This window comes from Ralstonia sp. NFACC01 (assembly GCF_900115545.1).
GTDB classification, from domain to species: Bacteria; Pseudomonadota; Gammaproteobacteria; order Burkholderiales; family Burkholderiaceae; genus Ralstonia; species Ralstonia mojiangensis.
In genome coordinates this window covers 262575-283432 of sequence record NZ_FOWV01000004.1, presented here as the reverse complement: position 1 = coordinate 283432, position 20858 = coordinate 262575, and the positions used below count along the sequence as shown (strand labels likewise).

Here is a 20858-nt window from a genome sequence, read left to right as displayed (position 1 = left end):
TTTCTAGGCCACTCATCGTCAAGCCGGCAGGGGAGATGACTCGCGCCTGAAACGGAGAACACCTCTTCCCATTGGGTTTCCGGATGCCAACGGGTTGGGCATCCACGCCGTGCGAACCTCGAGCTCGTCCCCGTCAAGCGTGTAGAACCGTTCCTGCTCCGTGCCGGTCCAGGCTTCATTCCAGGACGCATCCACCCTTGTGATGAACCGGTCTCCGTCGACCCGATACCGCCCCGTGTAGGCCATCACCGTGCGGAATAGCGCCAGCAGCTTCTCGTCTGTATTCCCGGGCTCCCGCACCTTTGCGGTGAGAAGCACCATGATGCGTCCATCCGCGCCGAAGATCAGTGACCCCTTGGGATCAGCGCCCCAGGGCTGCGTGCGCTCTTTTGTCTCTTGCATCTCGGTCTCGAAAGACACCAAGCGCCAGCTACCGTGTAGTTTTGCGTCGTGCTCAGTCATGGTTCGTCCTGTCATCGTCCGTTCAGATGTTCGTACGGGACGGGCGCCGCAGAACAACATGCGTTGCGTTCTCCGACGCTACGGATTCAACACACGTATAGCCCTGCGCTCGCAAATCAATGCCTTCGAACAGAGGTTCCCCACGGCCAAGCAAGATCGGCGAGATCGCAATGTGCAGCTCATCGATGAGGCCCGCACGAAGGTACTGTCGGATGGTGCCTGCCCCACCGCCGATGCGTACATCTTTCCCGCCGGCGGCCGCGCGGGCACGGTCGAGCGCTTCTTGAGCGCCGCCTGTGATGAAGTAGAAGGTCGTGCCGCCCTCCATCTCGATGGGTGCACGCGCGTAGTGGGTCAACACGAAAACGGGAACGTGATACGGTGGGTTGTCGCCCCACCAGCCTTTCCAGTTGTCGTCGGGCCAATCCCCGCGAATGGGGCCGAACATGTTTCGCCCGAGAATCCACGCCCCAACGTTCTGAAAACTGCGGGCGGCAAAATCATTGTCAACACCGGTTGTGCCGCCGTCCTTGCCGAGCAGGGCGTGCTGGAACGTGCGCGTCGTGACTAGCCACGTGTGCAGTTCTGCCCCGCCAATGCCGAGCGGATTGTTGATGTCCTGATCCGGACCTGCGCCGTATCCGTCAAGCGAGATGGTGAAGCCCGCAACGCGAACGCGTGTCATCGTTTGTCTCCAGCTCGAATGCGACGCCCGATCGATCATCAACGGATGCCGGCGTCAAGACCTGCATATTAGTACCGGCGCCAGCCGAACGTGCCGCGCGCGCCGGGCCGGACATCGGCCATTGGGAGGAGGGGTGCCGCCATCATTTAGAATCGCGCACTTTGCCCGTACTCCCATGTGGTTCAAAAACCTTCAGCTCCATCGCCTGCCGGCACCTTGGGCCGTTACCCCTGACCAACTTGAAAAGTGGCTGGCGCCCCACGCGTTTCAACCGGGCAACAGCGTAGAAAAGCAAACCTCCGGCTGGGCATCGCCGCGCGATGACGGCGCGCTCGTGTATTCGAACAACGGGCAGATGCTGCTGGTCTTTCGCGCAGAAAAGAAGCTGCTGCCGGCGTCCGTCATCAACCAGGTGACCAAAGCCCGCGCGCTTGAGCTGGAGGAGCAGCAGGGCTTCAAGCCCGGCCGAAAGCAACTGCGCGAACTCAAGGAGCAGGTGACTGACGAACTGCTGCCACGCGCGTTCAGCATTCGGCGCGATACCCGTGTATGGATCGATACGGCAAACGGCTGGCTCGTGATCGATGCGGCTTCGCAGGCGGTTGCCGACGATGTACGCGGCCTGCTCGTGAAGTCGGTCGATCAGTTGCCGCTCACCAACGTGCACTTGGCGCATTCGCCGGTTGCGGCAATGACGGAGTGGCTGCTCTCTGGAGAGGCGCCCGGCGGCTTTACCGTAGACCAGGACGCCGAGTTGCGCTCGACAGGTGAGGGCGGTGCCACGGTGCGATACGTCGGCCACGCGCTGGAAGCGGAAGACATGCGCCGGCATATCGAAGCTGGCAAACAATGCATGCGCCTTGCCATGACCTGGGACGACCGGGTCTCCTTCGTGCTGACGCCGTCGCTCCTGATCAAGCGCGTGACGCCGCTTGACGTGATCAAGGAAGCCGAAGACCCCACCGCCCAGAACGACGACGAACGCTTCGACTCCGATGTCGCACTGATGACCGGCGAGTTGGCTCGGATGCTGACCGACCTGGTCGACAGTCTTGGCGGCGATCAGCTCGACGCCATGCAACAGGCCAAAGCGGCCTGAGCTTCGTCAGCCGGCTGGCGGTGTGCCGGTAAACACCGCCAGTTGCGCCTCGAACGCGCGCTGGTAAGCGGGCCGCGCTTCACCGCGCGCGACATAGGCGGCCAGGCTCGGGAATTCGTCCAGAAGGCCCGAGGGCCGCAGCCGGAGCAGTACGGACACCATCAACAAGTCCCCTGCGCTGAATGCTCCATCAAGCCAATCCGCATCGCCCAGGCGCGCAGAAAGTTGATTGAGCCGACGGCGGATGCGATCCATGACCAGCGGCAAGCGCTCAGCGGTCCACGGCTTGTCGCCCTCCTGGAACTTGGCAGTAACGAGTTCCAGAATCGGCGGTTCGACGGTGTTGAGCGCCGCAAACATCCACGTGATCGCCCGTGCGCGAGCATTGTTGTCGTTTGGTAATAAAACCGTATGCCGCTCGGCGATATGGAAGACGATCGCGCCTGTTTCGAACAAGGCCAGGTCGCCTTCCTCGTAGGTCGGGATCTGGCCGAATGGATGCAGGCGCAGGTGCGGAGGCGCTTTCATCGCCTGGAACGAAACCAGCCGGACGTTGTAGGGCTGGCCTGCTTCTTCAAGCGCCCAGCGGACACGCGTGTCGCGCGCCAGTCCCTTGCCGCCATCGGGCGAGCGTTCAAAAGCGGTAATGGTGGGGATCATTCATGCGCTCCGATGCGTGCCTGGAGCCACCCGTGGAGGCCGCGGCACCGGCGGTTGGTTTTCAGTACAACGGAAGACTCCACACGTTGCGTGCCAAGCATGTGCACGCCGGCGTCAAAGGTCAACCGACATTCGTTGACGCGCCTCACGCCGGAAGGCACACTCGTCCCATGCAAGCCCACACGTCCCTCACCATTGCGATCCAGCATCACGCGCATGCCCATTGGGGACGGCCTCTGGGGGCGTGCACGCATTAGCAATCCGCAAGACCATGCGCACCGAAGCCCCGCCGACCACGACGGGGCTTTTTGTTTTTGCGCGTTCCATCCGCTGTCGCATCAACCGGGGTATCCAACCTCGATTCAACCGCCGCTTCCCTATCGATGAAACAGGAAGATCAAATGCCAGCCGTGTCGTCCCCTTTCGCAGTGCCACTCGATCTGTACCGAGCCCTCTCGAACGTGTGGTCTGCAGATACATCGAGCCCCACCAATGCGTGGTCGCCGTCAAATCCGGCGCAGAATCATTGCAGCGTGACTTCGCTTGTCGTGCAGGACCATTTCGGTGGAGACATCCTCACGACGCAGACGCCAGGCGGCACGCACTTCTACAACCGGATTGACGGCAAGATGTGGGATCTGACAGTGAGCCAGTTTACCGAACCGGTGCCGTATGACGACACGCCTTCCACACGCGAAGCCGCGTTGGCTGATACCTCGCCGGAAAAATATGCACTGCTCGTGTCGAGGCTGAACGCGAGCAGATAGCGCGGGCCATTTGGTATGCCGCAGCATCCGGGCGGCTTGCCGCGAATTGCTGGCGCCGCCGCGTGGGTCGTTGGCGTCGTCCTCGTACGTGTTTGACGGGGACGCACGCAACGGTAGGCACACGGGTTTTTGACGCCATTTCCAGCGTTTTTCGCTGCGAGTGATAATGCATTCACCCCCGTAGGGAGGGGCTGCCGCGCCCGATGCGCAACGACATTCCCACGTAAAATCCGGAGCGCGCGCCGCCATGCTCGGCGCACTGTCTTGATATCCGGATGTACGTCGATCTTCTTACCCTTTATCTCCTTGCCGTCGGCATCCTGCTCGCCAGCGCTGGAATGCTGTTCTGGGAGCATCGGACCAACCCCCGGCGCAGCAAGGCGTTGCGCCTGCTGGCGGCCGGGTTTGCGACGCTCTCGCTCGGGTGCACGGCCGTGCTGTTCCGCCACGAAGTGCCGGGCGCGACGGGCGCAGCACTCTGCAACCTCATCATGCTGTGCGGCTATCTGCTCGTGCTGTCCGGCGTGGCGGCGCTGAACGGGCGGCAGTATCGCGGCGCCGCAGCCGGCGTGCTCATCGGCATGGCCCTGGTCTGGGCGATCTGGGGTGCGCAGTGGCAAGGCATCCTCTGGAACTACGTCAGCGCGATTCCGATTGCGTTGGTCAGTGCGATGACGGCCCGGGAAATGTGGCGATGCGACACCATGAAGCCGCTGCGCCCGCGACAACTCGTGGTGATGGTGACGACCTTGCATGCCGCGCTCTACCTTGCCCGCGGGCTCGCGCTGCCCGGGTTGGTGTCCGCATACGGACCCGCCATGCAGCCGCTGGCCAGCAAGTTGACGATGATCGAGGGCGTCTTGTACGCGATGGTGTTGCCGATGACGTTGCTGAAGCTCATTCGGGACGAGGCCCACGGCCAGCTTCTGAGCGAATCGCAGACCGACTACCTGACCCGCCTTGGCAATCGCCGCTGGTTCTTTGAGCAGGGCACACGTCTGATCGAAGGCGTCGGCAGCAACGGCCCAGTCGCTACGCTCGTGTTCGATCTGGACCGGTTCAAGGCCATCAACGACCGCTACGGACACCAGGCTGGCGACACCGTTCTCACGGTGTTTGCGGAAATCGCGCAGGGTGTGCTTGGCCCCGGCGCAATGCTTGCGCGCATTGGCGGCGAGGAATTTGCCGCGCTGCTGTTGGGTGATGACGCGCGCCACGCAAGAACGCGGGGCGAGGCCGTGGCCAAGTGCTTTGCAGAAGCGGTCCAACGCCGCAGCGACAGCGCCGGCATTCTGGCGACAGTCAGCATTGGCATGGCAGAGTTCAACGCCGATCTGCCATCGCTGGCGGATGGCCTGGCTGCGGCAGACAAGGCGCTCTATCGTGCCAAATCGCTGGGCGGCAATCGGCTTGAAGTTGCGCAGACTGCCCAGCAAGTCGACGAGGCCGTGCTCTCGTAACGGTAAACGTTGTTCAGTCCGTCCGCCCGGCGCGCAGGTCGCTTTTGCGGATGAGCTGCAAGAGTGTCTCCGCCGGCTTGCTCAAGCGCCGTGCTGACAACGTAATGAATTCGATTGCCGGCAACGGCGGCAAGACATCGCCATTGACGGGCGGTACCAGCCCGCCGCCCGCGAGGTTCTGCGCGCGCACGGTAATCCCCAGCCCGCCGCGCGCCGCCGCAATACACCCGGAATGACTGCTGCTGGTGCAGACCACGCGCCACAGCCACCCCGCTGCGGCCAGCGTGTCCAGCACGATGGAGCGGGTCACGCTGGGCTCGTTGACGAGGATGAGCGGCAACGGCTGACCAACATCCACCACGGTACCGGGCCGGGCCAGCCATTCGAGCTGGCCGCGGAATAGCGGCACGCCCCGTCGCCCGCCTTCGCGGCGTTTGCCGACAATCAGATCGAGCGAGCCGTCTTCGATGCCTTCATACAGTTTGCTGGTCATCCCCATCGTGATCTCAAGCTCCACATCCGGATGCGTGGCCCTAAACGCTGCCAGCAGATTGGGCAACGGCCCTTGCGCCAAGTCTTCCGAAGAGCCCAGCCGAACGCGGCCCTGCAGCCGGGGCGCACTGAACTGCAGTTCAGCACGCGCCAGGGATTCGAGGATCAGCTTCGCGTGAACGAGCAGGGCCTCGCCGTCGGGCGTGAGCGACACCGAATGGGTGTCGCGCACAAACAGCCGCCGGTTCACGCTTTGCTCCAGCCGGCGGATGTGATCGCTAACCGACGATTGCGACAGGTCAAGTTGGCGTCCGGCCTCCGTAAAGCTATGGGCGGCGGCCACCGCGGCGAAGGTTTGAATCCAGACTGGATTGAGCATGCCGGCATTGTCATCGGGTTTTCCGATAACAGTCAACGTCTCTAGAGGGGTTCCCGATTGGCTGTCCGTCGGTAGCATTGCGGGTGGATGTCCGGCGCTTTCCGGGCAGGTGTTCCAGGATTCACATGCAAACCGCTTCAACTCCCGCCGCCCCGCAGAACGCCTCCCACAAGGCCATGCTGTGGATCGTCTTTGCCGGCTTCTTCATGCAGGCGCTGGACACAACGATCGTCAATACCGCCCTGCCATCCATGGCGCGCAGCCTGGGTGAAAAGCCCCTCGACCTGAAATCGGTGGTCGTGGCTTACACGCTCACCATGGCGATGCTGACGCCGGCATCAGGGTGGCTGGCAGACAAGTTCGGCACGCGGCGCGTTTATTTCACCGCGATCCTGATCTTTGTTCTCGGTTCGGTGTTCTGCGCAACGGCACACACGCTGCCGCAACTGGTGATCGCACGCGTGCTGCAGGGGATTGGCGGATCGATGCTGTTGCCGATTGGCCGGCTGGCGGTGCTGCGCAATATTCCGGGCGAGCAGTACATCGCAGCGTTGGCCTTTGTGTCGGTGGCGGGGCAGGTTGGTCCGCTCCTGGGACCCGCCCTGGGCGGTTGGCTTGTGCAGGATGTCTCGTGGCACTGGATTTTCCTGATCAACGTGCCGGTGGGTTTCGTGGGTCTGTTTGCGGTACGGCGCTATCTGCCGCAGGACGCCGTGCGCGCCGTGGCGCCATTCGATTGGCTTGGCTGTGGGCTGCTGTCGTTGTGCATGGTGGCGTTCTCGCTGGCGCTCGAAAACGGTGCGCATAGCCCGTGGAGCGTGGTGCTGATCGCCGTGAGCATCGTCAGCGCGCTGCTTTATATTCCGCACGCAAGGCGGCGTATGGCGCCGCTGTTCCAGCTTGCGCTCTTTCGCGAGCCGAACTTCAGCATTGGGCTGATCGGCAACCTGTTCTGCCGCATCGGGTCCGGCGCCGTGCCATTCCTGCTGCCGCTGCTGTTCCAGTTGCAGCTTGGGTATTCGCCGTTCCATTCCGGGTTGCTGCTATTGCCGATTGCCATTGCCGGCATGCTCGCCAAGCGCTGGGTCGTCCCGCTTGTGAACCGGTTCGGATACGACGTGTTTCTCCAGGTCAACACGTGGGTCGTCGGTGTCTCGATTGCCTCGTTTGCGGCCATGTCGCCGGGCTGGCCGCTTGTGCTATCGATCGTGCAACTGTCGGTGTTCGGATGGGCCAATTCGATGCAGTTCGCGGCCATGAACAGCATCACGCTCAAAGGCTTGTCGCATCAGGATGCGGGCAGCGGCAACAGCTTGTTCTCGATGGTGCAGATGCTCGCAATCGGCCTGGGCGTATCGATCGGGGGTGGGCTTGTCAGCCTTTTTTCGGTCAAGCTTGGTGTGGCCGCGCCGGCGTATCGGCTGGCGTTCTTCACCATGGGCGTCGTGACCGTGTTTTCTGCATGGATTTTCCGCAAGCTTGACGGCAAGCCCATGCCGGTTCGTTCGAAGAACGTAGAAGCCGAGGCTGTGCAGGCGCGCTAACGGTTGCAGGGTCAGCGTAGGCCGGGCTCATCCGCGCATGCGCAGAAGATCGGCGTAGGAGACCAATTTGCGCTTTCCCGTCCCGAGCGTCTTGCGCTTTGACGTTGACCGGCCTGGCTTGCTGCGTTCGAACTTGGCCGCAGCACGTGCGTCTTCCTTGGCATGCACGCTGGCCGACTTCGTTTCTGCCTTGACGCGTTCCGCTTCCAGTCGTGCGGCTACCCGTTCTTCGCGGGCAACTTCTTGCGCGGCCGAGAGGATTTCTGCCTTGAGTTGATCACGTCGCTGTTTGGCGGCAACGCGGGCGGCCTGCAGTTGCTCCTTCCGCTGCCGGAGCCAGTCTTTTCGGCTCACCGGCGCGGGCCGTGCCTCTGCCGGCACGCTCAGGCGCAAAGCCCGGCTGGCGGCGACTTTCTCGGCGTGGATCTGACGACGCGGATCGCGTTTCACATCACTCATGGTGCGCAACGCTCCATGGCGGCACCGCTGTGCCGCCGCACGCCAGCAAGGGATGGCGGGTCATGACGTTCATTCCGTCAACCGTACCATAGGGCTTCATATCACGCAGGGGTGATGCCGGGCCATCAAGTCTTTGGGCGCGCGAATGCGCGGCGATATCGCCGTTCCGCTGCGGGATTCCACGTCGCACGACGAGAACGTTTCAGCCGCTGGGTCACGGCGGCTAATGCTCCTGGGCGCCTGTCCGGGGCATTGCTTTTCCGCCGCCTGCAATACCGTATGCGCGTGAATACGCAACCAAATTGCATCGCCGTTGGCGCAAAATAGCGGTTTGGGCATTTTTGTGCCCCCTCGCACTCTTGGAGACGGTATGAACAACGTTGTCGAATCGGCTATTTCGATCGAGAAGCGCCCGAACCCTGTTCCGGCGGAAGAGCGGGCGCGCCTGCTGGAAAACCCAGCTTTCGGCCGCGTCTTCACGGATCACATGGCCACCATTCGCTATACCGAGGGCAAGGGCTGGCACGACGCCAAAATCGGTGCACATGGCCCGATCCAGTGCGATCCGTCCACGCTGGTGCTGCACTACGCACAAGAAATCTTCGAGGGCATGAAGGCCTACCGCCTGCCGGACGGCGGCGGTGCGCTGTTCCGCCCGGAGGCGAATGCGCGCCGGTTCCAGAATTCTGCCAAGCGCCTGGCGATGCCCGCGCTGCCGGAAGACCTCTTCTTGCAGGCCGTGCGCGAGCTGGTCAAGCTCGATCGCGACTGGATTCCGTCGGGCCAGGGCTCGTCGCTGTACCTGCGCCCCTTCATGATCGCCACCGAAGTGGTCCTGGGCGTGAAGCCGTCGGCCGAATACCTGTTCTGCGTGATTGCCTGCCCGGTGGGCGCGTACTTCAAGGGCGACGCATCGTCAGGCGTCACCATCTGGGTGTCGGACAACTACACGCGCGCCGCGCCCGGCGGCACGGGCGAGGCCAAGTGCGGCGGCAACTACGCCGCCAGCCTGGTTGCCCAGGCTGAAGCCACCCGCGAGGGCTGCGACCAGGTCGTCTTCCTCGATGCGGTGGAGCGCAAGTGGATTGAAGAGCTGGGCGGCATGAACGTCTTCTTCGTCTTCGATGACGGTTCGCTGCAGACGCCGCCGCTCACCGGCACGATCCTGCCGGGCATCACACGCGATTCGCTGATCACGCTGGCGCGCGGCATGGGCCTGACCGTGCGTGAAGAGCCGTACTCCATCGACCAATGGCAGGCCGACGCCCAAAGCGGCCGCCTGCGTGAAGCCTTTGCCTGCGGCACCGCAGCGGTTGTCACGCCCATCGGCAAGGTCAAGGGCCACAAGCACAACTTCACCATCGGCGATGGCAAGGCGGGCGAGCTGACGACCAAGCTGAAGGCGGCGTTGGTCGATCTGCAGAACGGCCGCGCACCGGACCCGCACGGCTGGCTCGACCGCCTGTTCTGAGACCGGGATGGCTGAGTCGCTTTCTGCGGTTTCGGCGGATGGCGCCGAGGCATGGATCACCACACCCGATGGCCGTCTCCATGCCAAGCAGTGGGGCGGCCCGGTTGACGATGCCGCCAAACCGCCCATCGTGCTGCTGCATGATTCCCTCGGCTGTGTAGCGCTGTGGCGTGATTTTCCGCAGCACCTGGCGCAGTCGACCGGACACGCGGTCATCGCCTACGACCGGCTTGGCTTCGGCCGATCCGACGCCTGTGCGGGCCAGCTCGATCCGGGCTTCATTCAGCAGGAAGCGTACGGTGGCTTTGCCGCGCTGATCGAGCAACTTGGCGTGGATCGCTTCATCGTCTTCGGCCACAGCGTCGGGGGTGGGATGGCCGTGTCGATTGCGGCGGCGTATCCGGGCCGCTGTGCGGGGTTGATTACCGAGTCGGCGCAGGCGTTTGTGGAAGAGCAGACGCGCGAGGGCATCCGCGTCGCCCAGGCACAGTTTGCAGAGCCCCGTCAGATAGGCCGGCTGGAGCGCTATCACGGCAGCAAGGCGCAATGGGTGCTGGATGCGTGGGTCAACACGTGGTTGTCTCCGGCATTTGCGCAGTGGTGTCTGGACGAAGCACTGCTTGCCGTGCGCAGCCCCGTGCTGGCGCTGCACGGCACCGAAGATGAATACGGCTCGACTGCGCAGCCCGAACGCATCGTCACGCTGGCCGGTGCGCCCGCCACGCTCAAACTCGTGCAGCGTTGCGGGCACGTGCCGCATCGGGAGCAGGAGGCCGCTGTGCTCGAAGCGGTCAACATGTTCCTCCCCACATTGGCCTGATCCGCATTGCCCCCGGCGCCCTTGGGCGCAGGCATAAGCGGTTGTTGCGAGCCTTCGTTCAGGTGCGCCGCACCAAAATCGAACGACCGTTTTTAAATCGTCCGTTTCAATCACCTGCTTTTTTCTCGCCTCCAGAGGGCTGCACAGCGGCTGCTTTGTTTGGAGTTTCGCGCCTAGTTTCTGGCGTTGGTCTCTTCTCCTGCTGCGCCTATAACGCAAGCGTCGGGCACGACCCCGGCGGCGCACGCATGTGCGTACACAAGCCAAGCCACCCAGCGGGGCAAAACAGGAGGAAGACAATGGCAACACCCGGCATGGTCGCGTCCGTGGAATGGACCGACGGCAAGCGCTATCTCTGGATGCTCGGCGCGCTGACTATCACGCTACCCATCATCGCAGCCGTGTCGGCGCTTGCGACGGGCTGGCATCCGCTCTGGTGGGCGGGGCCGTTCATCGTGTTCACGATCATTCCAGCCCTTGATTTTCTGATTGGCGACGACCGCGACAACCCTCCCGAAGACGTCGTCCCGACGCTGGAAAAACAGCGTTACTACCGCCGTATCGTCTACCTGGCGACCACCGTGCTCTACGTGAGCTTTGCGGTGGCGATGTGGGTGCTGCGCACGTATGACCTCGTCTGGTACGACTACATTGCGTTCGCGTTTTCGGTGGGCGTGGTGACGGGCATCTCGATCAACACTGCGCATGAGCTTGGCCACAAGACAGACCGTTTCGAGCGGTGGCTCGCGAAGATCACGCTGGCACCGGTCGCCTACGGGCACTTCTATGTGGAGCACAACCGCGGCCACCACGTGCGCGTGGCCACGCCGGCCGATCCGGCAAGCGCGCGCTATGGCGAGTCGTTCTGGGAATTTCTGCCGCGTACGGTGGTGGGCAGCGTCAAATCGGCGTGGGCATTGGAGAAGCGTCGGCTGGAGCAGCACGGCCACTCGATCTGGTCATGGCGTAACGACGTGCTCAACGCCTGGGCGATGACGGTGGTGCTGTGGGGCGTGTGCATCGCGTTTGTCGGGCCCAAGGCGGTGCCGTTCCTGATCATCCAGGCCATCTACGGCGCATCGCTGCTGGAGGTGGTGAACTACCTGGAGCACTACGGCCTGTGCCGCCAGCAATTGCCCAGCGGCCGCTACGAGCGATGCACGCCGCAACATTCGTGGAACAGCAACCACGTGGTGACAAACCTGTTCCTGTATCAACTGCAACGACATGCCGATCACCACGCCAACCCGACGCGGTCATTCCAGGCGCTGCGGCATTTCGAGCATTCACCGCAACTGCCTGCCGGTTATGCCGCGATGATCCTCATCGCCTATGTGCCGCCGCTGTGGTTCCGCGTGATGAACCCGCGCGTGGTGGCGCACTACAACGGCAACATGTCGCTGGCGAACATCAAGCCGTCGATTCGCGACAAGGTGCTCGCGCAGTATCCAGCGCGCGCCTGACTTGCCGGCCTAGCGCCGGGCCACCAGATACTGCACACCCTGCGCGCCGTAGCGCTCGGTGTGCGGTGCATTGGCCGCCAGATGAAACGTGTCGCCGGGCCGGTAGACGCGCTCCGCGCCCTCTGCGCGGATGTGAATTTCGCCGGCCAGGATGAGCGCTTTCGCCTCGAACGGGTGCGTATGCGTGTCCAGCTCGCCTGGCTCTCGCGTCACCAGAACAAAGTCCGTAAAGCCTTCCGCTCTCAATGCGCCGACGAATGCGTCGCGGTCCATTGGCGTGTCTCCGTGTTGTGATGCGTGCCCGTTTCACCATAAGCGCAGGGCACCGAAATAAAAAGACGGCCCGGAGGCCGTCGGAAATTTAGCTGTGGGGAAGCCAAATACAACGCTGGCAAGTATCTGGCTATCGATATCGTAAATCTAATTGATCTTTGTTATGAAAGCGATAGGGGATGGGTGGGCGCAGAATGTCGAGGCACCACCGAATTCCCGAACCCGCCATGAACGCCATCACGCCCGCCGCCTTGCTTGAACCCGCTCCAGTCTGCCTGCGCTCTAGCGAGGGGCTTGGCTGGGACGGCTTTGCCGCCACACTGCTCGGCATCCGCCCCGGCACGTACCGGGTGCCCGCCATGGCGCATCACCGCGTCACCGTGCATGTCGGCACACCCGTGCGGACGAACTGCGTATGCGACGGCCGCCGTTATTCGGGCATCCAGGCCCACGGCGATGCGAACGTGATTCCCGCCGGCCTGCCCGGCATGTGGACGGACGATGCCGACTGCCGGATTCTGCGCATCGCTATCACCGATACGTTTGTACGCAGCATCGGCGAACAGGTGGGTGCACCGGCAGACATGACGCCGCGTCTGCAATGGCGCGATGCGCGCGTGCATCATCTTGCCGCTGCGCTGGGGGCAGAACTGGAGGCAGAAGACACCTCTGATGCGTTGTATGCGGAAAGCCTGTGCACGGCGCTGGTCGTTCGTCTGCTCAACAGCAGTCGGGACGTGGCTGCCGGGGCGGCCAACAGCGCTCGCACGCTGGCGCCCCGCGTGGCTGCACGCGTGATCGACTACATCGAAGCCCATCTGCATCAGCGCCTGACGCTGGCCGAACTGGCGGCGCAGGCCGGCTTGAGCGTGCCGCATTTCAACGTGCTGTTTCGCGCAACGCTGGGTGTTCCGGTGCATCGCTATGTCGTGCAGCGCCGCGTGGAACGCGCGAAAGTGCTGCTGCTCGAAGGCAGGCGCAGCGCATCGCAGGTCGCGCTCGAGGTCGGCTTCGCACACCAGAGCCACATGACGCAGTGGATGCAACGGTTGCTCGGTGTGGGCCCGCGTGACATCGCGCGCGCGGGCAAGGCTGCGGCCGCTTCTCCGGACACGCTGGCCGTGTAGCCAATCCTCCGAATCTGCCAGATTCCTCCGTTCCTGCAAGTCGGGTTTGCGGGGCCGCTCTAAGCTCGTGCCTCCCACTTGAGAGGAGCGCGAACATGTTTGTCATCTTTGGGGCGTCGGGCAAAGTTGGTCGCGCCACCGCCACGGCACTACGCAACGCGGGTCGGCCAGTGCGCGCGGTGGTGCGCCATGCCCGGCAAGGCGAGGCGCTGGTCAAGCTCGGCTGCGACATTGCGATTGCCGACCTGACAGATCCGGCCTCGGTCGCATCGGCCATCAAGGGTGCCACGGCCGTGCAGATCCTGTGTCCGGTGCCGGTGGGCGATGCGGACCCAGCGTTGACCATGGAGCGCATGATCGACGTGGCCGCCGATGCGCTGCGTGCCAACCCGCCATCGGCTGTCCTGGCCTTGTCCGACTACGGCGCAGAACTGGACCGGGGCACTGGCCTGACGCGGTTGTTTCATCTGCTGGAACAGCGACTCAAGCCGCTGGCGACCCATCTGACGCTGCTGCGTTCAGCGGAGCACGCGCAGAACTGGGCGGCGATGCTGCCCGTCATGCTGGCAACAGGACGGCTGCCGAGCCTGCACCAGCCGCTGGACCGCGCGTTTGCGACTGTCGCCACGCAAGACGTTGGTGCGCTGGCCGCCGAATTGTTGCTGGAGGCGCCATCGGCCAAAACGCCGCGCATCGTCAGCGTGGAGGGCCCGCGTCGCGTGAGCCTGACCGACGTCGCGCGCACATTCAGCGCCGTTATCGGCCGGGAGATTGTTGCCGAGGCCGTGCCGCGCACCGCTTGGGCGCCGATGCTGCAACGCGCCGGTCTGAGCGCGAACCACGTGCAGCTCATCACCGAACTGTACGACGCGGTCAACGCTGGGCAGATCGACGTGGAGAAGGGCGTATCCGAGCAGCGTTTCGGCAAGACTGAGCTGCACGATGTGTTTGCCTCGATGCTCGCGGCGCACGTGCAGTCGAGATAGTTTGGGGAGTCGTCCGGGGCGTCTGGATGGTCCGCCGCTTTGCGCCTATCCTTCGCAGCATTGCTCAAGCCGACGCCCCCGTGTGGGCGAGGAGGCCACCGTGATGATTTCCGCACGCTGTCTTGTCCTGGCGCTGCTGCTGGCTGCGCCGGCCACCCACGCTGAAGACGACCTGCAGAACCGCGGTCACGATCCGTTCTTTCAGATCTCGTCAGGCGTAGCCAATTGCCCTGAGCCGGCCGGCCCGCGCATCACCGAGGCGGAATGGAAGCGTGATTCGCACCACCGAATCGAGCACGGCAACCATTGTTGGCTGGAAGGCCGCTGCCGCCAGTTCAACTCCTTCGCCTACGACGATGAGATTGCCGAGACTGCGAAGCGGCGCCTGCAATGGATGTCCATCCATGTGCCGGGATGGAAGCAGAACACCACGCTGTGGGTGACGATATGGGAGCGGTGGATGCTGGTGCAGGGCTGCGTGGCGCCGGGTTATGCGCTGGCGCCGTTCATGACCGCCCTGCATGACGTGCCCGATGTCGAACGCTTTATCAACGAGACAACGGCACACCCGGAGCAGGGTGTGCCGTATGCGTTGTTCCACAACGGCGCGGTTGCCAAGCCTTGAGAGCCAATCGGCCTCACCTTCTGACGAATCGGCTCAGTGGTCGTGCTTCTGATAGGTGCCGACAAGTTCGGCTTCAGCCAGCACATGGCCACGCATGGCCCGCTCCAGCTCGGCCTTGGTGGGTGCGCCAAGCTCCGGCAGTTCCACGTTCAGCGCGTAGAGCTTGTGGTAGTAGCGATGGCGCCCGACGGGCGGGCAGGGGCCGCCGTATGCGGTGCGTTTCCAGTCGTTGTTGCCGGGGCGTGCGCCGGGAGGCAGTCCCGTGCGCGACGCGTCTTCCGACAGCGAAGTCGTGGCGGGCGGGATGTTGTAGAGCACCCAGTGGACCCACGTCATCTTTGGTGCTGCGGGGTCGGGGGCGTCGGGGTCATCGACGACCAGTGCCAGGCTGCGTGTGCCGGCCGGAGCGCCGGCCCATGCGAGCGGCGGCGATGTATCCGCGCCTTCACATGTCAGACGGCTGGGGATTTCGCCGCCAGCGGCAAAGGCCGGAGAGGTCAAGGTGAGCGTCATGGCGTTCCTCACTTGAGCGGAGACGGGCGGGCCACACAGCGTGGTTGCCAGCAGTGATGCCAGGCCCAGCATTCGGAGCATTCGGCAGTATGCAGGCGGCATGTGCGAAGAGCCGGTTGGCGAGAGCGCATCGTCTAACGCGCTCCCGACTCCTTTCAAGCTAGTGCGCAGCGGAGCGGCAGACAAGCACTACCGCCGTCGCTTCAGCACCCATCGCCTATCGCCCTCAGGCGAACCACCCCAGCACCAACGCCGCCACAGCCGGCACCGTCTGCACGAAAAGAATCCGCTTGTTGACGGTGATGGCGCCCCAGATGCCGGCCACCGCCACGCAGATCAGCCCGAACAGCGCGAACGACGCGTTGACGGTCGGGTCTGGTGCCACCAGCCCAATCACCAGCGCAGCCACCAGAAAACCGTTGTACAGGCCCTGGTTGGACGCCATGGCTGCAGTCTCGGCGGCTTTCTCGGGCGTCATGCCGAAGACCTTGGGCCCGCGCGTCTTCCAGAGCACCATTTCGAGCACAACGATATAGACGTGGATCAGCAATACGAGCAGGTAGGCGATGAGGCCGAGGGTTTTGATCATGGGAGGCAGTCAGATGTGAACGTGCCGCCATGATAGAGACTTTGCGCCGCGTATCGGCACCCTGATGGAGGGGTATCGGCTGGGCAAGGGCGCACGAAGGCCCATTACCGCAAATGCGCTGGCTGCAAATTTCATCCGCCAGGACTATCCTGTGCGCTTTCGTTCCAGGCAGAGGAGCCATCGCATGACCGCAACCCAAGGATCCATGATCTCGTTCAAGCGCCCGGACGGGCAGGATGTCCAGGGCTATCTGGCCCAGCCCGCCAAGGCGGAAGGCGCCCCGGGCATCGTCGTCATCCAGGAGTGGTGGGGCTTGAACGACCAGATTCGCGGCGTGGCGGACCGCCTCGCGCGCGCGGGCTATGTGGCCCTGGTGCCCGATCTCTACCGCGGCAAGATGACGGTAGAAGAGGAGGAAGCCCACCACCTGATGACCAACCTGAATTTTGGCGACGCGGCTACGCAGGACGTGCGCGGCGCCGTCCAATACCTCAAGCAGACCTGCGCCCGCGTGGGCGTGACCGGCTACTGCATGGGCGGCGCGCTGACGCTCCTGACGCTGAGCAATGTGCCGGAAGCGGATGCCGGCGTGGTGTGGTACGGCTACCCTCCGCTGGAATACATCGACGCCTCGAAGATCAAGGTGCCGGTGCAGGGCCACTGGGGCACGCAGGACAACGCCTTCAAGATCGAGGGCGTCGATGCGCTGGAAAAGAAGCTTGTCGATGCTGGCGTCGATGTCGATTTCCACCGCTATCTCGCGCATCACGCCTTCGCCAATGAAACGGCCGTGGGCGAGAACCGCATCGCCATCACGCAATACGACCCGGTGTGGGCCGAACATGCGTGGGACCGCGCGCTGACGTTCTTTGGCCGCACGCTCTGGCCGCGTCAGGCGTAAGCGCAGCCCGAAGTGCGGGTTTGGCGGTAAGGCGCGATCACGAAATGCTGCAAACTGGCACGTGGCCTGCGCCGTTGCCGCCGCTATAATTCACGGCGCTGCCGCACCAACGGCAGCTGGGTTTAGCAGCCTATTTTTACCGTATGGCCGGACGGCCGCCTCGCGCGGCTTTTTTACGTCCGTGCTCGTGCACGTCTGCATCATGGCGGGCCGGGCAGGGGACCTTCGGGTCGCCGGCGTCCTACGGGCCGGTCTGCTAACCCTGTCGTCGGGCCCGCCACCCTCGTTTAGCAGCGATTAGTCGGGCCTTTTGCTATCCGTAGGAGGCTCCATGACTGTTGTGTTCAGCGGGCGTCGCCCCGCGTCTTTTCCTTCCCCGCCTTGGCTGTGCCCCGTTTCGTTGCGATGCGGGAGCCGCCAATGACCCTCACCAAACGCCGCGTCTACCTTGACGGTGCGCTGGAAGCGCGAACATTCCTCTGCCGAACGCAGGCCTACGTACGCGAGTTTGGGCAGCACCGGCCGCGCCTCTTGCGGCAGCAACTGATGCAGTACACGGGCAGCGCATATCCACCCGCATTTGCGCGTGGGTTTGTCGACATGATCGGAGCGTATCTATCGCTGGCGCTTGAGCGCAGCGATATCGATCCGGCCACGTGGGAACTGATGGCCGAGATTGAGCGGTTGCGCTAGATGCCCTGCGGCGGCGCTAACAATCAGCCACCGAGGATGCGCCGCGCCGCCCGATCTCCCCACCACGCCGCTTCTTCGAACACGGAGTAGCCGGACAGGTCCGCATGCGCGTAGTGGATCGGCCCGGCGCTCTCACGAAGGCGCGCAATGCCCGGTCGAGAGAGGAAGCCCGGTGTGGGAATCGCCATCGCGTGGCCGCGTAGCGTCAGGTCGGCCCGGCGGATCTGGGTGCGCAGGCGGATGCCGTACACCGTATCGAGATCGGCCAGCGCGCGATCGAACAGCGCTTGCGGCGATGCCTTCAGCAGCCATGCGCGCGCGGCCTTCGGTGTCATGTCAGACAGCGCCACGTAGGCCGTGAACACGCTCTGCGCGGGCGGCCCGACGCGAATGTCCTGGTGATTGGCCACCACATAGCCCAGCCCCGTGCCGCGATAGACCACGTTGTCCCAGGCCAGCGGCGTGTCGTCGTGTTCGGGCGGAAAGCCGTCGATGAGCAGATTGGCGAGCAGCCACGGCGCGGTTTCAGGCAACTCGGCGGCGGGCACATCAAAGCCCTCGACGACGTGCTTGGCAACGTGCAGCGGCATCGCGCTGACCACGTGATCGGCCAGCAGGCGCACGACGCTGCCGTCTGCCTGCAGTACATCGGCGAAGACGCGTGCGCCGGCCTCGTTCGTCATGCCGATGCGCGCGGCGCTGCCCGGTAGCAAGCGGCCCGGCTCGTTCAATCCGGCAGCTTTGAACATTCGCTCGGCCATCCAGTCCAGCCCTTCCGGCCACGTGAGCACGGTGCCTTGTTCGGCGTTGCTCGCCATGCCGCCGCGGCTGGCGAAATAGGCAATGCCGGCCCAGGCGGAAACGTGATCGGCGGTGACGCCGTAATCGTCGCGGCAGCAGTAGTCGGCATACCAGTGCAGCGTGGCGGCGCGGTAGCCCTCGCGGTGCAGCCAGTCGCGAAAGGTGAATGCGTCGAGCGCGCGCCACGCCGGGTCTGCGGATGAGAGCGCCGTCGGCACGGCAAAGACGCGGCGGCCGTCGGCGCCGGTGGTTTGGCGCAGCCGGTCGATGTGGGCGAAGAACCGTGTGTGCTCGGCGCGTTCGGCTTCGGTAATGCCTTCATGCGGCACAAAGCCGTCTTGCCAGCGATTGCCGAGCCACAGGCGTTCATCGGGCGCGTGAACGAGCACGCGTTCGTCGTACGTCGGGCGCAGGGCAAAAGGGTCGCGCTCGATCACGCCAAAGTCGGCCAGCATCTCGCGCACGTGCGTCGATTCCATCGACGGCAGCGGCAGGTAATGCGCACCGGTTGGGAAGCGCTGCGCACCGAAGGCGCCGCCAGCGGCATTGCCATAGCGCTCCGGGCCTTCTACGACCACCGCGTCGCGCCGGCCGCTTTTTGCGAGTCGCCACGCACAGCTCAATCCGCCGATGCCGCTGCCGCAAATGGCAACGCCCACGCGCCGCGTTTCCGATGGTGCCGGCAGGGCGCGGAGGTCGCGCAACTTGTGGCCCGCAGCCTGGCCCGGCATGCGCACGTTGGGCGTGATCTCCGTGAGCGCGCGAAAGCCTGCCCACGAACCGGCACCCGCCGCAGCCACACCGGCCGCAGCTGCACCCACAAGAAAGCTGCGTCGCGTTGCCATCAGCGCAGCACGCCGTGCCAGTCTTCTTCGAAATACCGCACCAGCGATTGGTTGTTCAGCCGGTTCGGTTCCACCTGCGGGCGCGGCATGTCGGGCGCGAAGCTGAACATCTGATGCGTGGTGTCGGCATCCAGGAAGCGCGTCGGCACGCGGTATGAGGTGGGCAGCTGGAAGTCTGCGCGGCCCGGCGCGGCCAGGATGAAGCCCCATTCACCGAAGGACGGCACCAGCGCGTGGTACGGCCATGTGCGATAGCCGGCTTCCTTCAATGTCGCATCCACACACCAGTACGAGCGCGGCGCGAAGTAGGGCGACGTCGCCTGGATGACCACGAGCCCCGTGTCTGCCACGTGGCGCGACAGCAGCCGGTAGAACGGCACCGAATACAGCTTGCCAATGCTGAAGTTGGACGGGTCTGGAAAATCCACGATGGCGACGTCGAACATGTCGGTAGCGGTCTGCATCCATTGCGCTGCATCGGCGTTGACCACCGTCACGCGCGGGTCGCTGAACGCATGCTGATTGAGCGCGACCAGCGCTTCGGCGTGCGAGAACAGGTTCGTCATGCGCGGGTCCAGATCAACCAGCGTGACATGCTCGATCTGCGGATACTTCAAGATCTGCCGCAGCGCGAGGCCGTCGCCACCGCCCAGCACCAGCACGCGCCGTGCACCGCGCACCGATTCCAGCGCGGGCAGCACCAGCGCCTCGTGATAGCGGTATTCGTCGCGCGAGGAAAACTGCAGGTTGCCGTTGATGTACAGGCGCAAGTCGTCTTTCCAGCGCGTCACCACCAGCCGCTGATACGGCGAGGAAATCGCATGGATGATCTCGTCGCCAAAAAGCGCGCGCTCCGACCAATGCGTGAGCTTGTCCGATGCGCCAAAGCCGGCGAGCAATGCCGCTGCCACTGCGCCGGCGCGCCACGCCATCGCCGTGCGCATGCGGGCCGTGAGCGCCAGCTCGGCGCGGAAGTGCCAGAGCGTCCAGACCGCAATCGCCGTATTGAACAGGCCGAACAGGAAGCCGGTGCGCACCAGCCCCAGGCGCGGCGCCAGCACCAGCGGAAAGAGCAGGGACACCGCCAGCGCGCCCAGGTAATCGAACGTCAGCACGCGGCTGACGAGATCGGAAAATTTGGCTTGGCGGCGATGCAGCATGCGCATCACCAGCGGGATCTCCATGCCGACCAGCACGCCGATCACCGTCACCAGCGCATACAGCACCAGCCGGAACGGCGCCGATTCCAGCGCAAATAACGCAAACAGTGCCGCCGCAGACACGCCGCCAAACAGTCCCACCAGCAATTCCAGATCGACAAAGCGGGCGAGTAGCGCCTCGTCCGCCACGTAGCGCGAGAGCCATGAACCGATGCCCATGGCAAACAGATAGGCGCCGATGATGGAAGAGAACTGCAGGATGGAATCGCCCAGCAGATACGAAGCCAATGCCCCGGCAATCAATTCGTACGCGAGCCCGCACGAGGCGACCACGAAGACGGCGAGGACCAGCAGGGCATTGCCGCGGCCCGCAGGCTGCGTGGGTTCGTATGTGGCGTCAGGCTGCGGCGTCGACATGCTGCGAAGGTGGAAAATGAAGGGGTGTTAACAAACGGCGGATGCCAAGGCGAGCGCGATTGTGCCGCCTTTTTTCCCTCCCGGCGAGCCGGCGGCTGCATGGCCGCATCGGGGGGTACGCAAGCGGCGCATCAGCCGCTATAGTGGCGCCACCTATGTACTGCACG

22 protein-coding genes are annotated in these 20858 nt (G+C 64.1%); 12 read left to right on the top strand and 10 right to left on the bottom strand.

The features are described 5' to 3' along the window. Positions 1-18: 18 nt before the first annotated feature. Entirely contained in the window at positions 19-462 is a 444-nt protein-coding gene (locus tag BM136_RS12330; protein WP_092972104.1) for a lipocalin-like domain-containing protein, read from the bottom strand. 22 nt (positions 463-484) lie between these two features. Continuing rightward, the gene (locus BM136_RS12325) at positions 485-1147 is read right to left on the bottom strand and encodes a dihydrofolate reductase family protein (protein ID WP_092972103.1); all 663 of its coding nucleotides are present in this window, start codon (positions 1145-1147) and stop codon (positions 485-487) included. A gap of 175 nt (positions 1148-1322) precedes the next feature. On the opposite strand from BM136_RS12325, the gene BM136_RS12320 reads away from it, so the two are divergent. Continuing rightward, positions 1323-2246 carry a recombination-associated protein RdgC gene (locus BM136_RS12320; protein ID WP_092972102.1) on the top strand — a complete coding sequence of 308 codons (924 nt, stop codon included), beginning with the start codon at positions 1323-1325 and terminating at the stop codon, positions 2244-2246. Positions 2247-2252: 6 nt separating this feature from the next. On the opposite strand, the gene BM136_RS12315 is transcribed toward BM136_RS12320, so the two are convergent. Continuing rightward, positions 2253-2906 (bottom strand): glutathione S-transferase family protein, encoded by a 654-nt coding sequence (locus tag BM136_RS12315; protein ID WP_092972101.1) that lies wholly within the window; start codon positions 2904-2906, stop codon positions 2253-2255. Positions 2907-3439: 533 nt separating this feature from the next. On the opposite strand from BM136_RS12315, the gene BM136_RS25620 reads away from it, so the two are divergent. Together BM136_RS25620 and BM136_RS12305 are read left to right on the top strand one after the other, a co-directional pair. After that, positions 3440-3673: a YunG family protein gene (locus BM136_RS25620; RefSeq protein WP_254775670.1), complete on the top strand. Its 234-nt coding sequence runs from the start codon at positions 3440-3442 to the stop codon at positions 3671-3673. Positions 3674-3948: 275 nt separating this feature from the next. Continuing rightward, entirely contained in the window at positions 3949-5133 is a 1185-nt protein-coding gene (locus BM136_RS12305; protein ID WP_092972099.1) for a GGDEF domain-containing protein, read from the top strand. Between the two features lie 13 nt (positions 5134-5146). On the opposite strand, the gene BM136_RS12300 is transcribed toward BM136_RS12305, so the two are convergent. Further along, positions 5147-6004 carry a LysR family transcriptional regulator gene (locus BM136_RS12300; protein WP_092972098.1) on the bottom strand — a complete coding sequence of 286 codons (858 nt, stop codon included), beginning with the start codon at positions 6002-6004 and terminating at the stop codon, positions 5147-5149. Between the two features lie 125 nt (positions 6005-6129). On the opposite strand from BM136_RS12300, the gene mdtD reads away from it, so the two are divergent. Beyond that, positions 6130-7548 (top strand): multidrug transporter subunit MdtD, encoded by a 1419-nt coding sequence (mdtD, locus tag BM136_RS12295; protein ID WP_092972097.1) that lies wholly within the window; start codon positions 6130-6132, stop codon positions 7546-7548. 27 nt (positions 7549-7575) lie between these two features. Here mdtD and BM136_RS12290 read toward each other — a convergent pair whose 3' ends face one another. Continuing rightward, positions 7576-8007 (bottom strand): hypothetical protein, encoded by a 432-nt coding sequence (locus BM136_RS12290; RefSeq protein ID WP_092972096.1) that lies wholly within the window; start codon positions 8005-8007, stop codon positions 7576-7578. A gap of 370 nt (positions 8008-8377) precedes the next feature. Here BM136_RS12290 and BM136_RS12285 point away from each other — a divergent pair, with 370 nt between their 5' ends. From BM136_RS12285 to BM136_RS12275, 3 genes are all read left to right on the top strand, one after another. Continuing rightward, on the top strand, positions 8378-9478 hold the full coding sequence (locus BM136_RS12285; protein WP_045201829.1) for a branched-chain amino acid aminotransferase: 1101 nt from the start codon (positions 8378-8380) through the stop codon (positions 9476-9478). A 7-nt stretch (positions 9479-9485) separates the two neighbouring features. Beyond that, positions 9486-10298 carry an alpha/beta fold hydrolase gene (locus tag BM136_RS12280; protein WP_092972095.1) on the top strand — a complete coding sequence of 271 codons (813 nt, stop codon included), beginning with the start codon at positions 9486-9488 and terminating at the stop codon, positions 10296-10298. 299 nt (positions 10299-10597) lie between these two features. After that, positions 10598-11761 carry an alkane 1-monooxygenase gene (locus tag BM136_RS12275; RefSeq protein ID WP_092972094.1) on the top strand — a complete coding sequence of 388 codons (1164 nt, stop codon included), beginning with the start codon at positions 10598-10600 and terminating at the stop codon, positions 11759-11761. A 9-nt stretch (positions 11762-11770) separates the two neighbouring features. Here BM136_RS12275 and BM136_RS12270 read toward each other — a convergent pair whose 3' ends face one another. Continuing rightward, positions 11771-12034: a cupin domain-containing protein gene (locus BM136_RS12270; protein ID WP_092972093.1), complete on the bottom strand. Its 264-nt coding sequence runs from the start codon at positions 12032-12034 to the stop codon at positions 11771-11773. Between the two features lie 227 nt (positions 12035-12261). Here BM136_RS12270 and BM136_RS12265 point away from each other — a divergent pair, with 227 nt between their 5' ends. The 3 genes from BM136_RS12265 to BM136_RS12255 all read left to right on the top strand — a co-directional run bounded on the left by BM136_RS12265 (position 12262) and on the right by BM136_RS12255 (position 14772). Continuing rightward, positions 12262-13161 (top strand): helix-turn-helix domain-containing protein, encoded by a 900-nt coding sequence (locus BM136_RS12265; protein ID WP_092972092.1) that lies wholly within the window; start codon positions 12262-12264, stop codon positions 13159-13161. Positions 13162-13256: 95 nt separating this feature from the next. Beyond that, entirely contained in the window at positions 13257-14147 is an 891-nt protein-coding gene (locus BM136_RS12260; protein ID WP_092972091.1) for an NmrA family NAD(P)-binding protein, read from the top strand. Positions 14148-14250: 103 nt separating this feature from the next. Further along, positions 14251-14772 (top strand): hypothetical protein, encoded by a 522-nt coding sequence (locus BM136_RS12255; RefSeq protein WP_092972090.1) that lies wholly within the window; start codon positions 14251-14253, stop codon positions 14770-14772. A 33-nt stretch (positions 14773-14805) separates the two neighbouring features. Here BM136_RS12255 and BM136_RS12250 read toward each other — a convergent pair whose 3' ends face one another. Both BM136_RS12250 and BM136_RS12245 read right to left on the bottom strand, forming a co-directional pair. Next, positions 14806-15285, bottom strand: coding sequence for a YbhB/YbcL family Raf kinase inhibitor-like protein (locus tag BM136_RS12250; protein WP_092972089.1), 480 nt, complete (start codon positions 15283-15285; stop codon positions 14806-14808). A 226-nt stretch (positions 15286-15511) separates the two neighbouring features. Continuing rightward, the gene (locus BM136_RS12245; RefSeq protein WP_024978500.1) at positions 15512-15874 is read right to left on the bottom strand and encodes a DUF1304 domain-containing protein; all 363 of its coding nucleotides are present in this window, start codon (positions 15872-15874) and stop codon (positions 15512-15514) included. Between the two features lie 184 nt (positions 15875-16058). On the opposite strand from BM136_RS12245, the gene BM136_RS12240 reads away from it, so the two are divergent. Beyond that, positions 16059-16775, top strand: coding sequence for a dienelactone hydrolase family protein (locus BM136_RS12240; RefSeq protein WP_092972088.1), 717 nt, complete (start codon positions 16059-16061; stop codon positions 16773-16775). A gap of 420 nt (positions 16776-17195) precedes the next feature. Beyond that, a complete protein-coding gene (locus BM136_RS12235; RefSeq protein ID WP_024978502.1) occupies positions 17196-17468 on the top strand; it encodes a hypothetical protein in 273 nt (90 codons plus the stop codon). Positions 17469-17491: 23 nt separating this feature from the next. On the opposite strand, the gene BM136_RS12230 is transcribed toward BM136_RS12235, so the two are convergent. Beyond that, the gene (locus BM136_RS12230) at positions 17492-19114 is read right to left on the bottom strand and encodes an NAD(P)-binding protein (RefSeq protein ID WP_092972087.1); all 1623 of its coding nucleotides are present in this window, start codon (positions 19112-19114) and stop codon (positions 17492-17494) included. Beyond that, entirely contained in the window at positions 19114-20691 is a 1578-nt protein-coding gene (locus BM136_RS12225) for a polyamine aminopropyltransferase (RefSeq protein ID WP_092972086.1), read from the bottom strand. Before BM136_RS12225 ends, BM136_RS12230 begins: the two co-directional genes overlap by 1 nt. Positions 20692-20858: the final 167 nt, after the last annotated feature.